Source organism: Jejudonia soesokkakensis (assembly GCF_042664795.1).
In the GTDB taxonomy this organism is placed as follows: domain Bacteria; phylum Bacteroidota; class Bacteroidia; order Flavobacteriales; family Flavobacteriaceae; genus Jejudonia; species Jejudonia soesokkakensis.
Genome location: NZ_JBHTBN010000007.1, coordinates 108,198 through 129,797, shown reverse-complemented (window position 1 = coordinate 129,797; position 21,600 = coordinate 108,198). Strand labels below are relative to the sequence as shown.

Annotated in this window: 21 protein-coding genes; 7 read left to right on the top strand and 14 right to left on the bottom strand. The window is 36.3% G+C overall.

All coding sequences use genetic code 11. The annotated features are described in order from the left end of the window. The first annotated feature begins 537 nt into the window (after positions 1 to 537). Positions 538 to 1,887: a T9SS type A sorting domain-containing protein gene (locus ACFQO1_RS12940; RefSeq protein WP_380218588.1), complete on the top strand. Its 1,350-nt coding sequence runs from the start codon at positions 538 to 540 to the stop codon at positions 1,885 to 1,887. 7 nt (positions 1,888 to 1,894) lie between these two features. Further along, positions 1,895 to 2,407 (top strand): hypothetical protein, encoded by a 513-nt coding sequence (locus tag ACFQO1_RS12935; RefSeq protein WP_380218587.1) that lies wholly within the window; start codon positions 1,895 to 1,897, stop codon positions 2,405 to 2,407. Here the strand turns inward: ACFQO1_RS12935 and ACFQO1_RS12930 are convergent. The 11 genes from ACFQO1_RS12930 to ACFQO1_RS12880 form a co-directional block, all read right to left on the bottom strand. Continuing rightward, the gene (locus ACFQO1_RS12930; RefSeq protein WP_380218586.1) at positions 2,397 to 2,663 is read right to left on the bottom strand and encodes a DUF6095 family protein; all 267 of its coding nucleotides are present in this window, start codon (positions 2,661 to 2,663) and stop codon (positions 2,397 to 2,399) included. The genes ACFQO1_RS12935 and ACFQO1_RS12930 overlap by 11 nt on opposite strands. Further along, positions 2,614 to 3,429 carry an N-acetylmuramic acid 6-phosphate etherase gene (murQ, locus tag ACFQO1_RS12925; protein WP_380218585.1) on the bottom strand — a complete coding sequence of 272 codons (816 nt, stop codon included), beginning with the start codon at positions 3,427 to 3,429 and terminating at the stop codon, positions 2,614 to 2,616. Before murQ ends, ACFQO1_RS12930 begins: the two co-directional genes overlap by 50 nt. Positions 3,430 to 3,447: 18 nt before the next feature. Further along, a complete protein-coding gene (locus ACFQO1_RS12920) occupies positions 3,448 to 4,257 on the bottom strand; it encodes a DUF4249 domain-containing protein (protein WP_380218584.1) in 810 nt (269 codons plus the stop codon). 4 nt (positions 4,258 to 4,261) lie between these two features. Then, positions 4,262 to 6,622 (bottom strand): TonB-dependent receptor, encoded by a 2,361-nt coding sequence (locus tag ACFQO1_RS12915; protein ID WP_380218583.1) that lies wholly within the window; start codon positions 6,620 to 6,622, stop codon positions 4,262 to 4,264. 94 nt (positions 6,623 to 6,716) lie between these two features. Beyond that, a complete protein-coding gene (locus ACFQO1_RS12910) occupies positions 6,717 to 8,945 on the bottom strand; it encodes an NADP-dependent isocitrate dehydrogenase (RefSeq protein ID WP_380218582.1) in 2,229 nt (742 codons plus the stop codon). A 575-nt stretch (positions 8,946 to 9,520) separates the two neighbouring features. Then, positions 9,521 to 9,871 carry a 50S ribosomal protein L19 gene (gene rplS, locus ACFQO1_RS12905; protein ID WP_380218581.1) on the bottom strand — a complete coding sequence of 117 codons (351 nt, stop codon included), beginning with the start codon at positions 9,869 to 9,871 and terminating at the stop codon, positions 9,521 to 9,523. A gap of 139 nt (positions 9,872 to 10,010) precedes the next feature. Next, the gene (gene trmD / locus ACFQO1_RS12900) at positions 10,011 to 10,688 is read right to left on the bottom strand and encodes a tRNA (guanosine(37)-N1)-methyltransferase TrmD (RefSeq protein ID WP_380218579.1); all 678 of its coding nucleotides are present in this window, start codon (positions 10,686 to 10,688) and stop codon (positions 10,011 to 10,013) included. Between the two features lies 1 nt (position 10,689). Beyond that, positions 10,690 to 11,184, bottom strand: coding sequence for a hypothetical protein (locus ACFQO1_RS12895; RefSeq protein ID WP_380218578.1), 495 nt, complete (start codon positions 11,182 to 11,184; stop codon positions 10,690 to 10,692). A 41-nt stretch (positions 11,185 to 11,225) separates the two neighbouring features. Next, complete coding sequence (locus ACFQO1_RS12890) at positions 11,226 to 11,669, bottom strand: GNAT family N-acetyltransferase (protein ID WP_380218577.1); 444 nt, start codon at positions 11,667 to 11,669, stop codon at positions 11,226 to 11,228. A gap of 84 nt (positions 11,670 to 11,753) precedes the next feature. Beyond that, complete coding sequence (locus ACFQO1_RS12885) at positions 11,754 to 13,202, bottom strand: glyceraldehyde-3-phosphate dehydrogenase (RefSeq protein ID WP_380218576.1); 1,449 nt, start codon at positions 13,200 to 13,202, stop codon at positions 11,754 to 11,756. 132 nt (positions 13,203 to 13,334) lie between these two features. After that, a complete protein-coding gene (locus tag ACFQO1_RS12880; RefSeq protein ID WP_380218575.1) occupies positions 13,335 to 14,738 on the bottom strand; it encodes a S1C family serine protease in 1,404 nt (467 codons plus the stop codon). 136 nt (positions 14,739 to 14,874) lie between these two features. Between ACFQO1_RS12880 and dapF the strand changes: the two genes are divergently transcribed. The 5 genes from dapF (at position 14,875) to ACFQO1_RS12855 (ending at position 18,958) form a co-directional block, all read left to right on the top strand. After that, positions 14,875 to 15,648 (top strand): diaminopimelate epimerase, encoded by a 774-nt coding sequence (dapF, locus tag ACFQO1_RS12875; protein WP_380218574.1) that lies wholly within the window; start codon positions 14,875 to 14,877, stop codon positions 15,646 to 15,648. After that, positions 15,645 to 16,172, top strand: coding sequence for a GNAT family N-acetyltransferase (locus ACFQO1_RS12870; RefSeq protein ID WP_380218573.1), 528 nt, complete (start codon positions 15,645 to 15,647; stop codon positions 16,170 to 16,172). Before dapF ends, ACFQO1_RS12870 begins: the two co-directional genes overlap by 4 nt. A gap of 36 nt (positions 16,173 to 16,208) precedes the next feature. Further along, positions 16,209 to 17,252 (top strand): endolytic transglycosylase MltG, encoded by a 1,044-nt coding sequence (gene mltG, locus ACFQO1_RS12865; RefSeq protein ID WP_380218572.1) that lies wholly within the window; start codon positions 16,209 to 16,211, stop codon positions 17,250 to 17,252. A gap of 275 nt (positions 17,253 to 17,527) precedes the next feature. Continuing rightward, complete coding sequence (locus ACFQO1_RS12860; RefSeq protein ID WP_380218570.1) at positions 17,528 to 18,169, top strand: hypothetical protein; 642 nt, start codon at positions 17,528 to 17,530, stop codon at positions 18,167 to 18,169. 138 nt (positions 18,170 to 18,307) lie between these two features. Continuing rightward, entirely contained in the window at positions 18,308 to 18,958 is a 651-nt protein-coding gene (locus tag ACFQO1_RS12855) for a peptidoglycan-binding protein LysM (RefSeq protein ID WP_380218569.1), read from the top strand. Between the two features lie 6 nt (positions 18,959 to 18,964). Here ACFQO1_RS12855 and ACFQO1_RS12850 read toward each other — a convergent pair whose 3' ends face one another. The 3 genes from ACFQO1_RS12850 to ACFQO1_RS12840 are packed head-to-tail and all read right to left on the bottom strand — an operon-like array spanning position 18,965 to position 21,538. Beyond that, a complete protein-coding gene (locus tag ACFQO1_RS12850; protein WP_380218567.1) occupies positions 18,965 to 19,672 on the bottom strand; it encodes an SAM-dependent methyltransferase in 708 nt (235 codons plus the stop codon). 2 nt (positions 19,673 to 19,674) lie between these two features. Beyond that, positions 19,675 to 21,042, bottom strand: a complete 1,368-nt coding sequence (locus tag ACFQO1_RS12845; protein WP_380218566.1) for a PQQ-dependent sugar dehydrogenase — start codon at positions 21,040 to 21,042, stop codon at positions 19,675 to 19,677. Positions 21,043 to 21,085: 43 nt separating this feature from the next. Continuing rightward, complete coding sequence (locus ACFQO1_RS12840) at positions 21,086 to 21,538, bottom strand: low molecular weight protein-tyrosine-phosphatase (protein ID WP_380218565.1); 453 nt, start codon at positions 21,536 to 21,538, stop codon at positions 21,086 to 21,088. Between the last annotated feature and the right edge of the window lie 62 nt (positions 21,539 to 21,600).

Below are 21,600 nucleotides of genomic sequence, written 5' to 3'. Positions count from 1 at the left end.
GCCGCCTTCTTATAAGACCCAATCATTTAAATGATTGGGTCTTTTTTTTGTAGTAAAGTGACATGACCTGCTCTTCTACACTAAGCGCGTTGGATAGCACAGCAAAAAAGTGTACACTGAAAAATTACATTTTTACTGCGCTGTGCGTTTCAAATAGCCAATCTTACTTCTATTATATGCTACTAAAACTGGTCAATGTAGTGTCGCCGCTTTTTTATAAGGAAGATTTAGAAATGACTGTCCCTTTTTTAAGCGCAATACCCAGCTAAATATCAATACTTTTTTTTATAACCTTATTCAATAATGAGTAGATACTGCACCAGCGACCTGCCAAAGGCAGGCCAGTAGCAGCGACAGCTTTTGCCGAGCAACTTATCGAGGCAAAACTACAGCGAATAGCGTGGTCCCGCTAAAGAGCGGGAGGTGCCCTTAAAGAAGGAATATAGTCTATAAGTACTATTATGCTAGCGCGTACTAAATTTGCTACTTTCATAATAATTAGTATCTTACCCTTATCTTAAAAACTAAAACTTACCTATGAGCTTAAAAAATTACTTTCCGTTATTATTACTACTTTGTATTTCTAGCTTTACTCATATAAAAGCGCAAGAAAGAATTGCAGTAATTCAAGATCCACTTGTCGTACTTTTAGATCCGAGTGATGGATCCATTGTTGATCCAAGCTTTATAGACCTATCACCATTGAGTCCCTCTACACCTAAAGGTATTTTGCAGGTAATTGATAAAATCTGGATCACAGATCAAATTGCAGATCGTATTGATATATTTGATTTAGATGGAAATTTTATATCAACTATTGACGTCGGTCTAGATAATATTAAGGGCTTAGCTGTAGTGAATAACAGTGAAGTGTGGGTTACAAATGCTGGTTCTGGAAATAGTGCTCCTGGAGAAGCACTTATTCGATTTGATCTTGATGGAAATAATTTAGGATTTTATCCAACTAGTGGCACAAGTTCAGCTTTTGATATTATAGATGTAGGAGGTGAAGTATATATTTCTTACATAGGAAGTGAATCTAAAATTGAAAGGCGTGATTATAATGGGAATGTACTTGGAAATATTGTAGAAGAAGGTGTGGTTCAATTTATTCAGCAAATAGAATTAAATGAAACCGAAAATACAGTATATGCTTCTGTCTTTAGTTCTTCTGGAGGGAATCCTAATGGCTTTTATGAATTTTCAATCACAGATGGTACAATTGTTAACTCCTATGAATTTAGTAATTTAAGGGGAGTAGCGGCCTTAGAGGATGGGAATGTTTTAATTTCTAGTAGTGCTGGTGTTGAGATCTTAGATCCTTCTGATGGTTCAACCACTAATCTTTCTATGGATGCTTCTCAATTTTTCGGAAGACTAAATTTGACTCCGTGCACTGCTCCCGCAGCACCTTCGGGAGATGCTGTTCAGAATTTAGCTGAGGGTTCAACTTTAGAAGATATTGTAATTACACCAATGGATGTCACGTGGTATGCTACAGAAGCAGACGCCCTTGCAGGAGTAAATCCATTACCTTTAACTACGGTATTGGAAGATGGGGAATCCTATTTTGCGGTTAATTTTGAAGGAGGGTGTCCTAGCGAACCTTTTGAGGTGACAATAAATATAATTTTAGGTCTAACTGATGTAAAGTTCACGCCTATTGTACTATATCCAAATCCAGCGAGAGATATAGTTACAGTGCAACATCCTGAAATAATCAATAAAATTTCAGTTATAAATAAATTAGGGCAAGTGGTATTTGAGAAAAGGTATACAACTCAAGTAGTATCCTTAGATGTTACAGGTTTAGCTGTGGCATCCTATATTTTACGAATTGATTTTGATACACACTCTCAATCTGTAACACTTATTAAATCTGAATAAAAGGAATATGAAATACATACTTCTTATTTCTCTTACATTTATGTTTTGTCCATTCATCGAGGCACAGGAATTAAAGTGTAATTGCTGTACAGAAACACACAATCAATTTAATTTTTGGATTGGTGACTGGGAAGCTTTTAATCCAGATGGTTCTTTAGCGGGCACCAATTATATAGAAAAAATTCAAGGAAACTGTGTTCTAAAAGAAAATTGGACAAGTTCTAAAGGAACTTATACAGGTACAAGTTATAATTATTACAATTATAAAGAAAAGCTATGGGAACAGATTTGGGTTGATAATGGAGGCCAAAGCCTTCATTTAAAAGGTAGTTTTAAAGATGGTGCCATGATACTATCTAGCGAAGAAACTACAAATCTTCAAGGCGAAAAAATTGTGAATAGAATTACGTGGACAGATAATAAAGATGGAACAGTACGTCAGCACTGGGAAGTATTACAGGTATCTAAAAATACTTGGTCAACTGCCTTTGACGGACTTTATAAAAAAGTTAAAAAATAGAATTCAGAATTTTCTTAATTCCATTAAACATAAGGTAGATAGTTGCCGCCATAGCAACAATCCCAAGGATCATAAATATATAAAGTGGAATGGTGTCTTTGTTTAAAAAAGCAAAATTAAAAATATAGGTAGTTAGTACTAACAACGGAATAGCAAGTGCAAGTCGTTTGAGCCCTTGAACTAATAATTTTAAATCTGTATGTTCTTTACCCATTCCTAATTGAATTGATAGCGTTGCGAACGCTTCGGTGGTCATTTAATAATTGTGCAGCTTTTGCTTCGTCGAGTCCGGTTTCATTCATAATCATATGTGTTCCGCGGGCTACTAGTTTGTTATTACTTAGTTGCATATCGACCATTTTATTCCCTTTTACCCTTCCTAACTGGATCATAGCTGCTGTTGAAATCATATTCAGTACCATTTTCTGTGCGGTACCAGCTTTCATTCTTGAACTTCCGGTTACAAATTCTGGACCTACCATAACAACAACGGGTAGCGTAGCGGTCATTGCTATAGGACTTCCATCATTGCAGGTTATGCATCCCGTCATAATCTTATTTTCATTGCATTTTTTTAAAGCACTAATCACATAGGGTGTTGTTCCAGAAGCTGCAATACCAATAACGATATCTTTTTCTGAAATATTTTCGGATTGTAAATCTTTCCAGCCTTCATTTTCGTTGTCTTCGGCAAATTCGACTGCTTTTCTAATGGCTTTATCTCCTCCAGCGATCAACCCTACAACAAGACCCTGTTCCACTCCAAAGGTGGGTGGGCACTCACTGGCATCTACCACTCCTAATCTCCCGCTGGTGCCGGCACCAATGTAAAATAATCTTCCGCCATTCTTTAGCGCTTCTGAAACAGCCTCGGTCAATTTGATGATTTGTGGGAGAGCCTTTTCAACGGCAAAGGCAACGGTTTTATCTTCGGAATTAATAGCGGTAACTAATTCTTTAACAGTCATTTTTTCTAAATGATCGTGATTAGAATCCGCTTCAGTTGTTTTTATAAAACTCATATACAAAGGTACAATTTGTTATTCTACTAGATAATCTAAAGTAGAAACTTCAGAAATTCTAAAATATCCCAACGGAAAATTATCCTCATTGGTCTCATTAATTATATTGCCCCGTACTGTTGCAGGTTGTGTTTCAAAAGGACCATCGCTTTGATCTGAACTCTGTTGTAAAAGTGTAAACATAAAGTTATAGAATTGTTCATCTATGCCATGCAGTTTAAATTTTACAGAATCTCCACTTTCGAGATCATCAACAAAGTAAAATCCAAAGATTAAATTTCCGTTGAAAAATTCATCAAAAAAAGTATCGTAGACTGATCCTCGCTGCGATAATCCTTCAAAAAAATAGAAATTATCAGCATCTTCAGGGTCTGTAAAAAAGGCCTTGAGTTCAATATCTTCCCCTGTAAATCCGCCTTCATTATTTTGTTCTACAAATTCTAATGAAGGGACCAATTCTAGTTGCTCCGTGGCGGTGTATAATTCATTGTCATGTAAAATCTCCAAGCGATAATTACTATTTTCTACCAATGGAAAATTTTCCATTGTATAAAATCCGCCACTTGGAGCTTCTTCAATAGGATATTGAGTTCCGTCTTCTGCTATAATAGTAACTCTGGCATTTCTGACGAATTGTGGTCCTTCCCCAAAAAATGGTGCTGTTTCGGTTAGTTTAATCTGAACCCGGTTGCGATCCTGTTCTTTAAAATGAAAAATACCAGCATCGATAACTAGTCTGGGTTCACTATCATTTAAATCAATATCGATAACATCTTCACAACTAGTTACTATTCCGAAGAAAAAAATAAGATATAATAGCTTCTTCATAGTACTAAAATTTAAAATTATAAGTAATTGCTGGGATGATTCCAAAAATAGAAAGCCTAACAGCTTCGTTTCTTCCAATGTCTGTATTCTCTCTAAACGAAATAGAAGCTGCATTGCTTCGATCATACACATTATAAATACTAAACACCCATTCGCTTTTCCATTTTTTGTCCGAGTTAGGTTTCGGGATCCAAGTTGCTGAAAGATCTAAATGATGAAAACTAGGCAATCTACTACTATTTCTGGCCTCGTATACAGGAACAATGATGTCATTGAATACATATTGACCATTCGGGAACGTGGAGGGCTGACCCGTCTGATAAATAAAATTCGCTCCAAAATTCCATTTTGCATTTAATTCATATTGAGCTGTTATACTAATGTCGTGTGTTTTGTCCCAGGCTGCATTGTACCATTGTCCATTATTTATTCCTATTTCTTGAGGAGTTCTTCCAGGAGTTTGTTGCTCGCTCTTTGAAAGGGTATAGGCAATCCAGCCTTGTAATTTACCTTCAGTCTTGCGCAGCAGTACTTCTAATCCATAGGCTCTTGCTTTTCCATTAAGAAGAATTTGCTCTACGGCATCGTTCGCAATCAAGTCGGCGTCATCTACATAATCCAATCTGTTTTTCACGGTTTTATAAAAACTTTCCACCTCAAGGGCATACTTTTCAAATTGTTTAAAATATCCAATCGCTACTTGATCTGCGAGTTGTGGCTCTATGTACTTTCCGCTCGGAGCATAAATATCAAACGGAGTAGGTGAGGTAGTATTACTAATTAAATGAATGTATTGCGAAGTTCTGTTATAGCTAGCTTTTACCGAAGAAGATTCATCCAATTGATAGGCAAGGGCCAGTCTAGGTTCCAAGGTTGCAAAGGATTTAATAGTTTCACTTCGGCTAAACGAAATTGTATCAATAGGGGTTGCTTTTTGATAGATATCTAAATCTTCGTTATAGGTGATGGGATTATCGTTCTCATAGATATTTAGAGCATTTTGCCCAAGTCTGTTAAAAGTTGAAAGCCGTAACCCCGCCTGTATGGCTATTTTTTCTGAAAGTTCTATTTCTGCATCCACATAGAGTGCATTTTCAAAAGCGTACTTGTCTGTTAGTTTAAATCTGTTTATTCCTGAAGTTTCTGTCGTAGGTCGAATTTCTCCCGGATTAAACTTATAATAGATGCTGTTTATACCGTATTTTAATTCGATATCATCTGAAAGAAAACTTGTAAAATCATATTTGAGGTTCAGATTTCTAATACCACTTTCAAAATCGAATTCAACAAACCCTAATTCGAGTCCGTAGAAATAATCTGAATAGATTACAGAAAGGTTGCTAAATAGTTTTTCTGAAAACAAATGATTCCAGCGAAGATTAAGGGTTGCATTTCCGAAGCTGTTAGAAAAGCTATCTGCAATGCTAAAAACATCTCTGCCAAAATATCCCGAAAGATATAATCTATTGTCAGCATCAATATTATAACTAATCTTAGTGTTTAAGTCATAAAAGTAAGCCAAGTTGTCGTTGTCAAATAAGGGTAAAAAAAGATGTGCATAACTACTTCGGCCTCCTACAAGAAAAGAGGCTTTCTCTTTTTTTATAGGTCCTTCGACTAATAATCTGCTCGCTACAAGTCCAATTCCTCCTTGGGCATGGTATTCTTTGTTGTTTCCGTCTTTCTGATAAATATCGAGCACCGAAGAAACTCTACCTCCATATCTTGCTGGAATTCCGCCTTTGTAAAGAGTAAGGTCTTTAATGGCATCTGGATTAAAAACCGAAAAGAAACCAAATAAATGGGAGGAATTGTAAAGGGTCGCTTCATCCAACAGTATTAGATTTTGATCTGCTGCACCCCCACGTACATTGAATCCGCTGGAACCTTCACCAGCATTGGTTACCCCCGGAAGTAAAGTAATGGATTTGATAACATCTACTTCGCCCAAAACGACAGGCATTTTTTTGATGGTACTAATGGAAAGTGAATTGACACTCATTTGAGGTTTTCGAATGTTCAGTTTTTCGATATCTGCTTTGATAAGTACCTCGTCAAGTGCTTCGGTATCGGGAAGAAGCGAAAGGTTTTGTGTTTTGTTTTCGGTTAATTCTATAGAGATTTTTTCAGTTTTGAATCCCAGATTACTATAATACACCTCGTATGTTCCAGCCGGTAGTGTGATGGAATAAAAGCCATACTGATTGGTGGCTGTTCCATTTGACAGTTCAGGAATTAGTACATTAACTCCAATTAATGTCTCTCCCGAAGCAGCTTCAGAAACAACACCGCTTAGTGTGAATTTTTCTTGAGAATAAATGCTAAAGTGGATAAGACAGCAACAAATGAAAAGTTTAAATTTCAAGGAATTTTTCTTTAAAAATAGATAACAATTTGGTTTAAAAAAAGCCTTTATGTCTAGGTTAACATAAAGGCTTTTATATTACATTTAAAAGAGCTTATTGTATCTCATTTAAAATTGTATTAAATGTTTCGCTTGGTCTCATTTGTTGGTAAACTAATGCTTCGGTAGGTTCATAATATCCTTCAATATCTACTTTTTTCCCTTGTGCCGCTAATAATTCTTCATTGATTTTAGCTTCATTCCTTGCTAATTTTTCAGCAATAGGAGTAAAGCGCTCTTTAAGAGTAGCGTCTTTATTTTGAGCAGCAAGTGCTTGCGCCCAGTAGAGTGCAATATAGAAATGACTCCCCCGATTGTCAAGTTCATTTACTTTTCGCGATGGAGATTTGCTGTTTTCTAAATATTTTTCAGTAGCATCGTCCAGGGTTTCACCTAATAAATTTGCTTTTGGGTTGTTAAAAGTATTTCCTAAATGCTCTAAGGAAACTGCTAAGGCTAAAAACTCACCTAAAGAGTCCCAACGCAGGTGCCCTTCTTCGTTAAATTGCTCTACATGTTTAGGTGCAGAACCTCCAGCGCCGGTTTCAAACAATCCTCCGCCATTCATTAAGGGTACAATTGAAAGCATTTTGGCGCTCGTTCCTAATTCTAAAATAGGGAAGAGGTCTGTTAAATAGTCACGTAGAACATTTCCTGTTACAGAGATGGTGTCTTTGCCGTCTTTTACTCTTTCCAGTGTGTATTCGGTGGCTTTTTCTGGAGAAAGAATTTTTATATCCAATCCGTCGGTGTCATGGTCTAAAAGATATTTCTTTACTTTCTTGATTAATTCTATATCGTGAGCTCTTTTCTCATCTAACCAGAATACTGCTGGACTGCCTGTGGCTCTTGCTCTGCTCACAGCTAATTTAACCCAATCTTGAATTGGTAAATCCTTTACCTGACACATACGCCAAATATCTCCCGCTTCGACGTCGTGTGATGTTAACGTTTTACCGGTGTTGTCAACAACAGAAATAGTTCCAGTAGTTTCAATTTCAAAGGTCTTATCGTGCGAGCCGTATTCTTCGGCTTTTTGAGCCATTAAGCCTACATTAGGAACAGTTCCCATGGTAGTGGGATCGAAGGCTCCGTGTTTTTTGCAAAAATCAATCGTGCTTTGATACACTGCAGCATAACTACTATCTGGAATCACGGCTTTCGTATCCTGAGATTTGCCATGTTTATTCCACATTTGTCCAGAAGTACGAATCATTGCTGGCATTGAAGCATCAATAATTACATCACTTGGAACGTGAAGATTTGTAATCCCTTTATCACTATTAACCATTGCTAGATCTGGATTAGTATCCATTATGGTATTAATTTCTGCCAGTATTTCTGAAGCTTTATCAGTAGGAAGTTCATTAAGTTTGGAAAGTAAATCTCCAAATCCGTTTCTAACATCCACACCTATTTCTTCGAAAGTACTACCGTATTTTTTGAATAATTCAGAAAAATAAACGCGAACAGCATGGCCAAAAATAATAGGATCACTTACTTTCATCATGGTTGCTTTCATGTGTAAGGAAAATAAAATTCCCTTTTCATTCGCATCCTTAACCTGTTCTTTTAAAAAGTTAAGCAATGCTTTTTTGCTCATTACCGTGGCATCAATAATTTCTCCATCTAGAGTAACAATATTTTCTTTAAGTGTTTTTTTGTTTCCGTTGGTATCTGTATGAAGTATTGAAAGGCTTCCCGCTTTTTCAATAGTGACAGATTTTTCATTATGACGAAAATCTCCGCTAGACATAGTTGCTACATGTGATTTAGAGTCTGGACTCCAGACACCCATACGGTGTGGATTTTTCTTTGCGTAATTTTTTACGGCTTTAGGGGCGCGACGGTCGCTGTTACCTTCTCGTAGTACCGGATTTACAGCACTTCCTTTTATTTTATCATATATAGCTTTTACTTTTCTTTCATCCTCGGTTCCTGGATCATCTGGATAGCTTGGTATTGCATATCCTTTTGCTTGAAGTTCCTCTATCGCGGCATTCAATTGAGGGATTGAGGCGCTAATGTTTGGAAGCTTAATAATATTAGCTTCAGGCTTCTTAGCTAATTCTCCTAGTTCTGCTAGGGCATCATTGACTCTTTGATCTTCTTTTAAATAACTTGGAAAGTTTGCCAAAATTCTAGCAGCTAACGAAATATCTCTGGTCTCAATAGTAATATTGGAAGGTGCTGTAAATGCTTTTACAATAGGTAGAAATGAATGTGTTGCTAATGCAGGTGCTTCGTCTGTTTTTGTATATATAATTTTGGCAGTTTCGCTCATAAATATGTATTTAGATATTGAAAATTTAAAGGATTGCAAATATAGCGATTTGCGTTATTGAATAAAAGATAAGAGAGGGATACTAACGTAAATTTAAGATATATACTGTCGTTATAAACAAGAAAAGCCATACCAATGTATTGCTACATTACTATGGCTTCTTGTGAAATACATCGTTACCAACTATTTCGACGGATCGAAATTAAAGTAAGTTTATTATACCCTCACAGTCGTGATATATTTCAAAGAAATATGTTTTTATATCGAACCAATAACAAAAAGTTATTCTATGTCGCAAAAAACAATTTCTTTTCTTCTTTTACTCTACGAACTAACCATTTAATAAAATCGTTAGTACATCAAACAACTAAAAAAAGAATAAAGAACGTTACTTTATGTTTATCTCCATGACTGTAACATCACTTCGATAGTACTAAAGTAATACACATTTTGAAAAATACAAATTTTATAAGCTATTAGATACGAACATCTTACAAACAGCTGTTATTAACATTTGTTCATAAAAAAAGCACCCCATTGGATTGGGGTGCTGTATGTTAATTTTAAGAATGTATTTACTTTCTCTTTTCTCTAATTCTAGCTTTTTTACCAGTAAGACCTCTAAAGTAGTAGATACGTTTTCTACGCACACTACCAGTTTTATTAATTTCGATCTTCTGTAATGCAGGAAGATTCATTGGGAAAATACGTTCTACACCTACAGTACCAGACATTTTTCTTATGGTAAATGTTTGCGTTGCACCGCTTCCTTTTAATTGAATAACAACCCCTCTAAAAAACTGTGTTCTTGTTTTGTCTCCTTCACGGATAGAGTAGTATACTGTGATTGTATCACCAGCACTAAATTTTGGGAATTCTTTCTTTTCTACAAATTCTTCTTGTACAAATTTTACTAAAGCTTCCATTTTAATTTGTTTATTGGATTTAGTTTACAGCAACATTCACGTATCTCGCCAGAGGTTGGTATAAAACGAGTGCAAAAATAATCATTTTTTGCTATGCTACAATGTTTTGCCTATTTTTTCTGATTAAAAAATCAATGAATTACTCTTCTAAAAGGTCTGGACGCCTGTTTTTGGTGTTCTCTAGAGCCTTTTGTTCACGCCATGCTTCAATTTTGGCTGCATGTCCGCTCAACAATACTTCCGGAACTTTCCATCCTTTGTATTCTGCCGGACGAGTATAAATAGGAGGGGCCAACAGATCATCCTGAAAGCTATCTGTAAGCGCACTCGTTTCGTCTCCTAAAACTCCTGGTAACAATCGTATCACTGCATCACAAACTACCGCAGCTGCCAACTCACCACCACTTAGAACAAAATCCCCAATTGAAATTTCTCGAGTAATAAACTGATCACGAACGCGTTGATCCACCCCTTTATAATGACCACACAGAATAATAATGTTTTCCATTGTCGAAAGTTGATTTGCTATTCCCTGAGTCAGTGTTTTCCCGTCGGGTGTCATATATAGTACTTCATCATAATTTCTTTCAGATTTTAGACCTGAAATACATTTGTCAATAGGTTCAATCATCATTACCATTCCTGCACCGCCTCCAAACTGGTAATCATCTATTTGATTGTAGTTATTCGTAGAAAAATCGCGAAGATTATGAAAATGTACTTCAACTAATTTCTTTTCAATAGCTCTCTTCAAGATAGAAGCTTCAAACGGACTAGTAAGTAGCTCAGGTAAAATTGTTATTATATCTATACGCATATTATAGAAAATATTGTTTAGACTTACAGCGCTCAATTCCTTGTTTGGCTCTGTCAACCGTTTTTTGATCAAGACTATGGAGTCCACATTTTTTGTAATTGTCAATAGCGAGATCTAATTTTCCCTGTTGCTCATACATAATTCCATATTCATTATAGATCGATGATTTACTTACTCCCGGAATAGTAATTGCCAGGTCAAGATGTGTTTTGAGATCATCATACCTTCCAAGACTTGACAGCAAAACAGCATAGTTATAATACACGGCAGGATACATAGGTGATTTTTCAAGACATAACTTATATAATGTTTCTGCCTTATCAAACTCCTTAAACTTTGTATCGTACATCCAGCCCAAATGATTGTAAGCCTTTCCGAAGTTAGAATCCAGATCGATTATTTTTTCTAGAATGTTTGATGCTTCCTCGTATTTTCCCTCACGGAATTTCCCATTTGCCTGGTCGAGCATTTCTTCAAGCTTTGTAAGATGATCCATAATTTCTTCTGAAAATGTTTCGGTAAAAATACGGAATCTAACTATTTAATTTCCCAGGTATAGTGATTGACTTTTGTGTCTTGCACCCATCCTAATTTTTTATAAAGAGATTGCGCTGGATTGTCAATTTCTGTTTCCAGGGTTAGTCCTTTACTGCCTTCAGTAATTGCAAATTGTTTTGCAGCCTTTAATAAGGCTTCTCCAACTCCTTTTTTTCTGGCTTCGGAAGCTACATACAGGTCATTTAATATATAGGTGCGTTGGAGAGAAACTGAAGAAAAACTTGGGTAGAGCTGTGTAAAACCTATTCCTTTTCCTGAAGCATTTTCAGCCATAAAAATAATCGAATCATTTTCTGAAAAACGCTCCGCTAAAAACAATCTAGCTGCCTCTTGATTTGAGTTTTGTTTATAAAAAATCCTGTAGTCATTAAATAATGGCACTAGCTTTTTTAGGTCTTTGCTCGAGGCGCGATGTACTTTCATAAGTAAGTTTTTTTATTGCAATAAGCCCCGCATTTGCGAGGCTTATTAAAATCATTCTATTTTCTGAAATATTTTCAGAACCTATTAATAATACGTGAATCTTCGTACTTTAGAGATATACTTTGCTAATCTAATCACTTGGTGGCTATAACCATATTCATTGTCATACCAAACATAGATCACTGCATTTTTACCATTTTCAGTAACGATAGTTGCGTTACTATCAAAAATAGATGGAGCCGATGATCCTACTATGTCACTAGATACCAACTCATTGTTTAACGAGTATTTGATCTGCTCAACAAGATCTCCTTCTAATGCATATTTTTTCATCGTAGCATTAAGTCCATCCAAGGTTGTTTTTGCTTCCAACTCTAGATTTAAAATTGCTAGCGAACCGTTTGGTACAGGAACCCGAATAGCATTGGAGGTCAGCTTTCCTTCAAAAGAGGGTAACGCTTTTGATACTGCAGAGCCTGCTCCCGTTTCAGTAATTACCATATTTAAAGCCGCTGCACGACCCCGACGGTATTTTTTATGCATGTTATCTACCAAGTTCTGGTCGTTTGTATACGCATGAATTGTTTCCAGATGTCCTTGAACAACACCAAAGCTATCTTCAATAGCCTTTAAAACGGGTGTTATTGCATTAGTTGTACACGAAGCTGCAGAAAAAATATCTACAGTATCCGGATTATGCTCTTTGTGATTGACCCCGTGAACAATATTTGGAACTCCTTTTCCAGGAGCTGTTAATAATACTTTTGAAGCTCCTTTAGGAACTAAATGACGTGCCAGTGCTTCCTTATCTCTAAAAGCACCAGTATTGTCAATAATTAAGGCATCCTCAATTCCATATTCTGTATAGTCTATGTCTTCAGGATTGTTTGCAGAAATAATGTGAACTGTTGTGCCGTTAATGATTAGTGATTTGTTTTCAAGATCTGCACGTACGGTTCCAGGAAAATCTCCATGTACTGAGTCATATTGAAGTAAGGAAGCTCTTTTTTCTAAAACAGTTTGATCAATAGCGCCACGAGTTACGATGGCACGTAATCTCATTTGATTTCCACCACCTGTTCGGGTCATTAGTTCTCTTGCCAATAATCTCCCTATACGTCCAAAACCATATAAAACAACATCTTTAGGAGCAATATTTTGTGTGTCTTTGGCATCCTTTAGCTTGTCACTAACAAAACCTATGGCATCTTCATATTTATTATCCTCTAAGTGATATTCAAATGTGAGTTTTCCAATGTCTAATTTTGCAGGTGGTAGATCAATCTTCTGAATAGCTTGTGCAATTTCAACGGAGTCAAAAATCGAAATTGGTTTTTGTACAAACTCACCAGCATACTCATGCAGGTTTAAAATTTCACTAACGTTACGATCTATTAATTGGTTTCTGAAAAGTACCAGTTCAATAGATTTGTCGTACCAAAGGTCACTTACAATTTTAATAAATTCGACAGTTGCCTTGCGACGGTCGGTTTGAAAAGACAGTTCTTTTTCATAAACATCTTCAAAACTCATAGGTGTGTTGTTTTAGGTTTAAAAATTTTTGCAAAAATAATCATTTTCAACGGTTTTAATCGTTCAACTTTAAAATAAAAAACCCTCTTATTGGAAATAAAAGGGTTTGTGAATTGTATTAAAATTTATTTTTTATCTGAAAATAAAAGAATTTATTTCTCCTGTTTTCTTGACAAATGTAATCTTAATTGGTGCATTGGTATTTCTTCTGGCCATTATTTCTCGAACATCATCAATATCCTTAATAGATATATTGTTGATTTCTGTAATTATACTGTCTTCCAAGTTAAAATCACTCATATCTTTTGTCAATGCATCGGTAATTTTCACTCCATTTTTAATACCACGTGCAGCCAAATCTGCTTTATTTGCATTTTTAACTTCCAATCCTAGATCTTCAATTTTATAGGTTTCTAGTTTAAATAAGGTAACTGGAACGTTTCTTTTTTGACCGTTTCTAACCACTGTAACATCTACCGTATCTCCGGGTCTTTTAGAGCCTATATAGCCAGTAAGGTCCGAAAACTTTACGATTTTTAATCCGTCGATTCCCGTGATAATATCGTTTTGTTTAAGTCCGCCGCGCTCTGCGCCACTTCCTTTTTCAATAGCGGCTACATAGACCCCTTCTGTCTCATTAATACCCCACTGCTTTGCATTTTGAGAATTAAGATTGCTACCTTGAATTCCCAGAATCCCACGTTGTACGTTTCCAAACTCCATAATATCTTCAATCACTTTTCTAGCATTGTTTGAGGGAACTGCAAAAGCATATCCTACATACGATCCTGTTTCACTAGTGATTGCCGTGTTAATTCCAACTAATTCACCTCTGGTATTTACTAGAGCGCCTCCGCTGTTTCCTCTGTTAACAGCTGCATCTGTCTGAATAAATGATTGGGGATTACCATCAAATTCGTTAAGGTCTCTTGCCTTAGCACTTACTATTCCTGCAGTAACTGTAGAGTTAAGATTAAACGGATTTCCTACAGCAAGCACCCATTCTCCAATTTTTACGGTATCTGAATCTCCAAAAGGGACAAATGGAAGTTCTTCATTTGCATCTACTTTTATCAATGCAATATCGGTTGTAGGGTCTGCACCAATTAATTCAGCTTTGTAAATCTGATTGTTATTGAGCGCCACTTCAAGATCTGATGCATTCGCAATTACATGATTGTTTGTTATGATATATCCGTCTGGTGAAATAATTACACCACTACCAGCACCTACCATAGCACGCGGCTGACCTCCCCCATAGAAGTATTCCATTATATTGCTTGGTTGCGTACTAATGGTCGTGTTTTTAACATGTACAACGGCATTTACAGTTTTTTCTGCAGCTACAGTAAAATCTATATTGGATGCCGCAGCTAAGGAGGTAGAATTATATGTGGTCGGTATAAAATTAGTAGAATCTGTGGAGATGCTAGAAGTAGCAATTTTAGTATCATTCGCTACAAATAATTTGTAACCTCCTAATGTCACCGCACCTGCTACAAGTGCTACAATGAATAATCGAATTGTCTGTTTCATATTCTTTCTCAAATTTTAATTATACAATGGTTAACAATTATAAGACGATCTTTATTTTATTACATTTCAAGTTTAACGTCCATTTAACAACGCAAAGTGTCGTTCTTGCTTTTTTGCTTTTAGTATCTTTGTGCAAATGCAGCTACCGTTTTATAAATATCAAGGCACTGGGAACGACTTTGTAATGATTGATAATCGTCATGCTATATTTCCCAAAAATAATACCAGACTTGTTGCTCAACTTTGCGATAGAAGATTTGGTATTGGAGCAGATGGGCTTATTTTGTTAGAAGATCATGCCGCCGTAGATTTTACCATGGTATATTATAATGCCGACGGAAATCTAAGCAGTATGTGTGGAAATGGTGGCAGATGCATAACCCATTTTGCAAAATTTCTAGGAGTTATAAACGACAACGCTACTTTTGAAGCTGTAGATGGTATGCATACAGCCACGGTAGAAGGCGGTATTGTAAAATTGAAAATGAATGACGTTTCTTCAGTTAGTGTTGAAAAAGATTTTGTTTTTCTGAATACGGGTTCACCTCACCATGTACAATTAGTGGATAGTCTTGAACAATATGATGTTTTTTCAGAAGGGAAAAGAATTAGAAATACAATCTACGGAAGCGAAGGTGCAAACGTCAACTTTGTAACTCAAGTAGGAAGTGACATTTTTTCAGTTAGGACCTATGAGAGAGGTGTAGAAGATGAAACTTTGTCTTGTGGCACAGGGGTTACTGCTGTGGCTATAGCGATGCATGCAATTTTAAAAACTGAGGCGACTACTATTGCCCTGCAAACTCCTGGAGGAAATCTTAAAGTGTATTTTGAAAAAACCCAAAAGGGGTATGAAAATGTGTATTTAGAAGGCGCTGCAAAACAGGTTTACAAAGGAGAGTGGTCATGACGTTACGAGGCGAAAAAATATATTTAAGAGCTCTGGAGCCAGAAGATCTGTCTTTTTTAATGGCATTAGAAAATGACGAGTCGGTTTGGGAAGTAAGCAATACGATTACACCTTACTCTAAGTTTGTTTTAAAACAATATTTAGAGAATGCACATCGTGATATTTACGAAGTAAAACAATTACGATTGGTAATATGTGAAATTGAAACACAGGTTGGAATAGGTTTTATTGACTTATTTGATTTTGATCCGAAGCATTTGAGAGTTGGCGTAGGAATTATTATTTTTTCTGAAACCTATAGAGGTAAGGGATATGCTTCCGAAGCACTGAAACTTGTTATTAATTATGCCTTTACACATCTTTCAGTACATCAGATTTTCGCAAATATTACAGAAGATAACACGACGAGTCTCTCACTTTTTGAAAATGCAGGGTTTAAAAATGCGGGAAATAAAGCAGACTGGATTTTGAGTGGAAATAAATTTAAAAATGAATTCTTTTATCAATTAATAAATAAGAAATAAAATCGTTTTCGCTTGAAAATGTTTTAGTAGCAGCTTATGTATTTAAAGAAAATCTTAATAGCCGTATTGTTGTTGGGTCTAGTTGGAATGGCCATTTTTTCATGGTATGTATATAGTGCGGTTTTTGCCCCTAATACAGCTTTTAATAATAAAGAGGCACATGTATATATCCCTACCAATGCTTCTTTCAATAATGTCCTAGAAGAATTAGAACCTTTACTTAAGGACCGTTCCAGCTTTGTAAAAGTGGCAACTAAAAAAGAATACACTTCGAATATAAAAGCAGGGCATTATGTTATTACGAATGGAATGAGCAATAATGATATTGTAAATACTATTCGCAGTAGGAATGTGCCCATCAATATCAAATTCAATAATAAAGAACGATTGGAAGATTTAGCGGGTCACTTAGCAAATCAAATTGAGCCAGATAGTATTACCCTATTGAATACGATGCGGAATTCTGAATTTTTAACAACTTCTGGATTTTCAGAAGCTACTGCATTAGGAATGTATATTCCAAACACCTACGAAGTCTATTGGAATACATCGGCTGAAAATTTTAGGAGTAAGATGCTCAATGAATATAATCGTTTTTGGACTCCAGAAAGAAATCAGAAAGCGAAGAATATTGGGCTTACAAGAGATCAAGTAATTTCTTTAGCAGCTATTGTACAAAAAGAAACGGCAAAAGTAGACGAGCGTCCTAGGGTGGCAGGAGTTTACATCAACAGATTACAGAGTGGCATGCCATTACAGGCAGATCCTACGGTTATTTATGCAAAAAAGCGTTCAGAAAATAATTTTGATCAAATTATTAAAAGAGTCTTATACAAAGACCTTGAAATAAATTCTCCCTATAATACGTATCTAAATATTGGAGTTCCGCCAGGACCTATTGCAATGCCAGATATTACTGCAATAGATGCAGTGCTCAACTTCGAAAAACACGAGTACCTATATTTTGTGGCAGATGTTACTAATTTTGGGTATCATAAGTTTGCCAAAACACTTGCGCAACACAATCGTAATAAGGCTGAATATGTCCGTTGGATCAACGAGAACGGAGTTCGTCGCTAAAAACGTTAAACCTTTGTAAAATGGGAGGTTAAAGAGTGTTAAGTATGCCGTAAAATGCTAGTTTTCTGCGTACTTTTAATGGGTCTGAAGCAATGGTTTTAGGCAAAAAAAATTAATATTCCAATGATGTTGGAATACGTTCTTTGATATTACAATACACAATTCATAAACACAGTTTAGCAAGTATATTGTTACTAGCACGCTGTATACTTGTTGGATGATTTTTGTTTCCGCACGAAGTGGAAACCCTTAATTATAATCTAAATAAGTAGAACATGCGAAAACGTTTTATGAAATTGTCTGTGCTGCTCCTTGTAGCCACTTTTGTGGTTTCAGGTTTCTCTTCAAAAAAAGAGTATAATAGCAGTTCTATGTTTACGACAGATATCGTAGGCGAACTAGCCGATGTTCCCTTTGAATATGAAGTAAACATGAAATCCCATCATTCAGTTCCGTTTGTTGGGAAGTCGCTTGAAGGTTTTAGTAGTGATGTTGGTTTCCAAGAAAGCAGCAACAACTACAAAGCTGTGAACAGATTAGGTTACGTAGGCAAATACCAGTTTGGATGGTCTGCCCTGAGATGGGTGGGTGTAAAGAGTAAAAAAAGATTTTTGAATGATCCAGATTTGCAAGACAAAGCTTTTGAAGCTTTGATTGCAAAAAATAAGTTTGTTCTTAGAGACTATATTACTTCTTACGCCGGAAAGGTCATTGGTGGTGTTAAAGTAACCGAATCGGGCCTTGTGGCCGCAGCGCATTTAGGAGGTGCAGGAAACGTAATGAAGTTTCTCTGCTCAGATGGAGACAATGTGTTTGCAGATGCAAATAACGTACCTATCACTAAGTACATGAAGCAATTTGCAAATTATGACCTTACATCTATCCCTGCTAATGCAAACGCCAAAGCGATATTATAATTATTGAAGAGACCAGGCCGACACGCCTGGTTTTTTCATTTAACAAAGTTTTAATAGGTTATAAATCAATTGTGTATAAAAATGTGTATCTTTGCGCGCTGAAAATGAGACAATTTTACATGTCCTAATTTTTAAACTATGAAACATAAATTTCTTTATATCAATCTTCTTCTTATAGTGGCTTTAGTAGTCGCTACAGGATTCAAGACTCGAAGTGGAGTTGATTTATCAGTATATAAGGTTTCTAAAGACGCACCTTTTTGTTTTAATGTATTAACAGAAGAAGAAATCAGTGTGCTAAAAGCGCCTGCAAAGCCTTCTTACTCATTGTATTTAGGTAAAACTTATACAGGATTTAAAGAAGCTGTTGGTTTTAAAGAGTCGCAAGGACAATACAACGTAGTTAATCAATATGGTTATTTAGGGAAATATCAATTCTCTAAGAATACACTTGCGCTTATTGGAATTAGAAATACGGCAGATTTTCTAGAGGATACACGTTTACAAGAAGATGCTTTTCATGCCAATGCTTCCAGAAACAAATGGATTTTACGAAGAGACATTAAGCGCTATGCAGGAACTTGGGTAGGCGGTGTAAAGGTTACCGAATCAGGTATCTTAGCCGCAGCTCACTTAGGAGGCCCTGGTAGTGTAAAAAAGTTTTTAAGAAGTGGTGGTGCTGTAACTTTTAATGATGCTTTTGGAACTTCTATAAAATATTACATGAAACGCTTTTCAGGATATGACACTTCGATGATCAAAGCCGATAAAAAAGCAAAAGTGTTATAAAACACATTATTTCTGTATAATAAACAAGGTGGGTCTTTTATTAAGATCCACCTTTATTTTTTTCCATACTGAAACGGGAGCCGTTTTAATATATTCGGTGGCTAAGGTAATATCACAGGCAACACAGATTCGAGTGTCATTATGGAGGGTAGAAAGTAAACTTTCTAACATCTGATTGTTCCTATATGGTGTTTCTATAAATAATTGTGATTGATCTTGCTCTGCTGAAAGTCTTTCCAATCTTTTAATTTCTATTTTTCGTTCTCGTTTATCAATAGGTAGATAGCCTGTGAAAGCAAAATTCTGTCCATTGAAGCCACTTGCCATCAAGGCGAGCAAGATAGACGACGGTCCTACCAATGGAACAACCTTTATGTTGTTTTGATGAGCAGCGGCAACAACCGCAGCACCTGGGTCGGCAACTCCAGGGCAACCTGCATCGCTAATAATACCCACATGATGCCCTTCGAGGCAGGGCTGAATCATGTCTGGTATCTCCAGGTCATCGGTAAATTTATTGATCAATTTTATGTGTAGCTCAGGTTGCGATTTTTTTGGTGCAATCTCTTTGATGAATCTGCGCGCATTTTTTTCGTGTTCTACGACAAAATGATTAATTTCTTCCACAGCTTTTTTTACTAAAAAAGGCAATACTTCCAAAGGAGGAGTATCGCCTAGTGTACATGGTATAAGGTATAAATTCCCTTTCGTCATCCCTATTGAACTACTAATTTTTTTGTCACTTTAGAACCATCATCAGCAAGAACTTGTATCATGTAGATTCCTTGTGATAATGAGGTTGTTTCAATTGTTCTTTGTGGTGCTGAAAAATTTTCAGACATAATAATACTTCCTCTAATATCTACAACCTGAATAGAAGTTAAAATCCTTTCCGAAGAAGAAATCGTTACATAGTCTGAAGCAGGGTTAGGGGAGATGCTAATGCTGTTTTTGTCAAATTCTGGAACCGATAACACAGACCCTTGAATTTTTACGATACTACCTGTGATATCAAGCAAATAGAGTTCCTCATTAATATCTTCACCAAAACCTACCCAGAAAAATTCTGGATAGCTACCTTGGTCAATATAATTCAAGTCGCTGTCTACTGTAGAAATCATACCGTCAATATCTGCAAAAATATAAACTTCCTGTAAATCCTGATAAATAGACCCTCTGTATACGTATCCGCCAACAACCGATCCTCCTGCGCTCCAAGGATATTCGGCGACAGGAAATGTAAGTTCGCTAGGGTCTGGGCAGCCTCCCGTATTAAACGGTTCAGAGCCTTCAAAGCAACGCCATCCGTAATTAATACCAGCTTCAGAAAGAGGTGCTTTATTTACCTCTTCTACAGAGCCTTGACCTACATCTCCAATCCATATATCTCCGGCTTCATCATCTATGGAAAACCTGTAAGGGTTTCTTAGTCCGTACGCCCATATTTCATCTCTTCCGTCTGGATTGCCCACAAAAGGATTGTTTGCCGGAATTCCGTAATTGTTTCCACCTGTAGGATTATCGACATCTATTCGAAGTAATTTTCCTAATAATAGTAATAAGTTTTGCGCATTATTATCTTGGTCACCGCCGCCGCCGCCGTCACCTAAAGCAATATACAACATGCCATCTGTACCAAATGCGATAGAGCCTCCGTTATGATTAGAGGCTGGTTGATCTACAAATAGAATGGAAAGCTCAGATGTTGAGTCTGCAATGTCAGGGTTTCCAGAATCTACAGAGAATCTTGAAATTTGAGTATCTCCATTCGTATCTGAATAATGCACATAGAAAAACCCGTTTGTTGCATAATCTGGATGAAAGGCAAGACCTAGTAAGCCTCTTTCGCCCGCATCGTTGATTAGTGATTGAATGTCTAAAAATGGAGTTGGATTAACCGTACCATCTAAGTTTAAAATTTTTATGACTCCGCTTTTTTCAACGACAAAAAGACGTTCATCACCTGCATTTTGCAGATCAATAGGACTTGAAAAACCATCTGCGAAAGGTTCAATCGAAACAACTTGAGCCTGAATTGAACATGCTAGAAAGAGTAGGGCAAATAAAGGGATAATTTTTTTCATGATTTTTTTTACTAAGATACATAATTGTAACGCACTTATAAAATTAAAGTCTAGCTGCTATTTTTTCACATGCTTGATCTAGCATATTATAAACATCATCAAACCCTCTATCGCCCCCATAATAAGGATCGGGCACATCTACATTCTCATTTGGAAAAAGTTCATCAAGTATGCGTTGTACTTTTGCCCTTTCTTCATCTGTTTTGGCAAGCTTGAGAACATCTTTATAATTTGAGTTGTCCATCACAAAAATGTGATCGTAGATTTCAAAATCGTAGGGAGAGAATTGTTTTCCGCGTTGGTCTGTAATATCCAGTCCGTTTTTCTTTGCCACAGCAATACTTCTGGGATCTGGTAAATCTCCTACATGCCATCCGCCAGTTCCTGCAGAATCAACCTGATATTTTGAAAGATCTAATTTTGATTTTAAAATACCTTCAGCTAACGGGGAGCGACAAATATTACCTAGGCATACCATTAAGATTTTAGTTTTCATATAGAAAAATTTTCAGAAAAGATAAAAAAAAATCCCGCAAGAAAGCGGGACGAATGGTTTGT

Coding starts and splice junctions, on each gene's coding strand:
- ACFQO1_RS12890 (WP_380218577.1), bottom strand. CDS start 11,669: ATGAAAGTACATCGCGCCTCGAGCAAAGACCTAAAAAAGCTAGTGCCA.
- trmD (WP_380218579.1), bottom strand. CDS start 10,688: ATGCGTATAGATATAATAACAATTTTACCTGAGCTACTTACTAGTCCG.
- murQ (WP_380218585.1), bottom strand. CDS start 3,429: ATGAGTTTTATAAAAACAACTGAAGCGGATTCTAATCACGATCATTTA.
- ACFQO1_RS12935 (WP_380218587.1), top strand. CDS start 1,895: ATGAAATACATACTTCTTATTTCTCTTACATTTATGTTTTGTCCATTC.
- ACFQO1_RS12895 (WP_380218578.1), bottom strand. CDS start 11,184: ATGGATCATCTTACAAAGCTTGAAGAAATGCTCGACCAGGCAAATGGG.
- rplS (WP_380218581.1), bottom strand. CDS start 9,871: ATGGAAGCTTTAGTAAAATTTGTACAAGAAGAATTTGTAGAAAAGAAA.
- ACFQO1_RS12840 (WP_380218565.1), bottom strand. CDS start 21,538: ATGAAAACTAAAATCTTAATGGTATGCCTAGGTAATATTTGTCGCTCC.
- ACFQO1_RS12910 (WP_380218582.1), bottom strand. CDS start 8,945: ATGAGCGAAACTGCCAAAATTATATATACAAAAACAGACGAAGCACCT.
- ACFQO1_RS12860 (WP_380218570.1), top strand. CDS start 17,528: ATGCGAAAACGTTTTATGAAATTGTCTGTGCTGCTCCTTGTAGCCACT.
- ACFQO1_RS12920 (WP_380218584.1), bottom strand. CDS start 4,257: ATGAAGAAGCTATTATATCTTATTTTTTTCTTCGGAATAGTAACTAGT.
- ACFQO1_RS12885 (WP_380218576.1), bottom strand. CDS start 13,202: ATGAGTTTTGAAGATGTTTATGAAAAAGAACTGTCTTTTCAAACCGAC.
- mltG (WP_380218572.1), top strand. CDS start 16,209: ATGTATTTAAAGAAAATCTTAATAGCCGTATTGTTGTTGGGTCTAGTT.
- dapF (WP_380218574.1), top strand. CDS start 14,875: ATGCAGCTACCGTTTTATAAATATCAAGGCACTGGGAACGACTTTGTA.
- ACFQO1_RS12855 (WP_380218569.1), top strand. CDS start 18,308: ATGAAACATAAATTTCTTTATATCAATCTTCTTCTTATAGTGGCTTTA.
- ACFQO1_RS12870 (WP_380218573.1), top strand. CDS start 15,645: ATGACGTTACGAGGCGAAAAAATATATTTAAGAGCTCTGGAGCCAGAA.
- ACFQO1_RS12845 (WP_380218566.1), bottom strand. CDS start 21,042: ATGAAAAAAATTATCCCTTTATTTGCCCTACTCTTTCTAGCATGTTCA.
- ACFQO1_RS12940 (WP_380218588.1), top strand. CDS start 538: ATGAGCTTAAAAAATTACTTTCCGTTATTATTACTACTTTGTATTTCT.
- ACFQO1_RS12930 (WP_380218586.1), bottom strand. CDS start 2,663: ATGACCACCGAAGCGTTCGCAACGCTATCAATTCAATTAGGAATGGGT.
- ACFQO1_RS12850 (WP_380218567.1), bottom strand. CDS start 19,672: ATGACGAAAGGGAATTTATACCTTATACCATGTACACTAGGCGATACT.
- ACFQO1_RS12880 (WP_380218575.1), bottom strand. CDS start 14,738: ATGAAACAGACAATTCGATTATTCATTGTAGCACTTGTAGCAGGTGCG.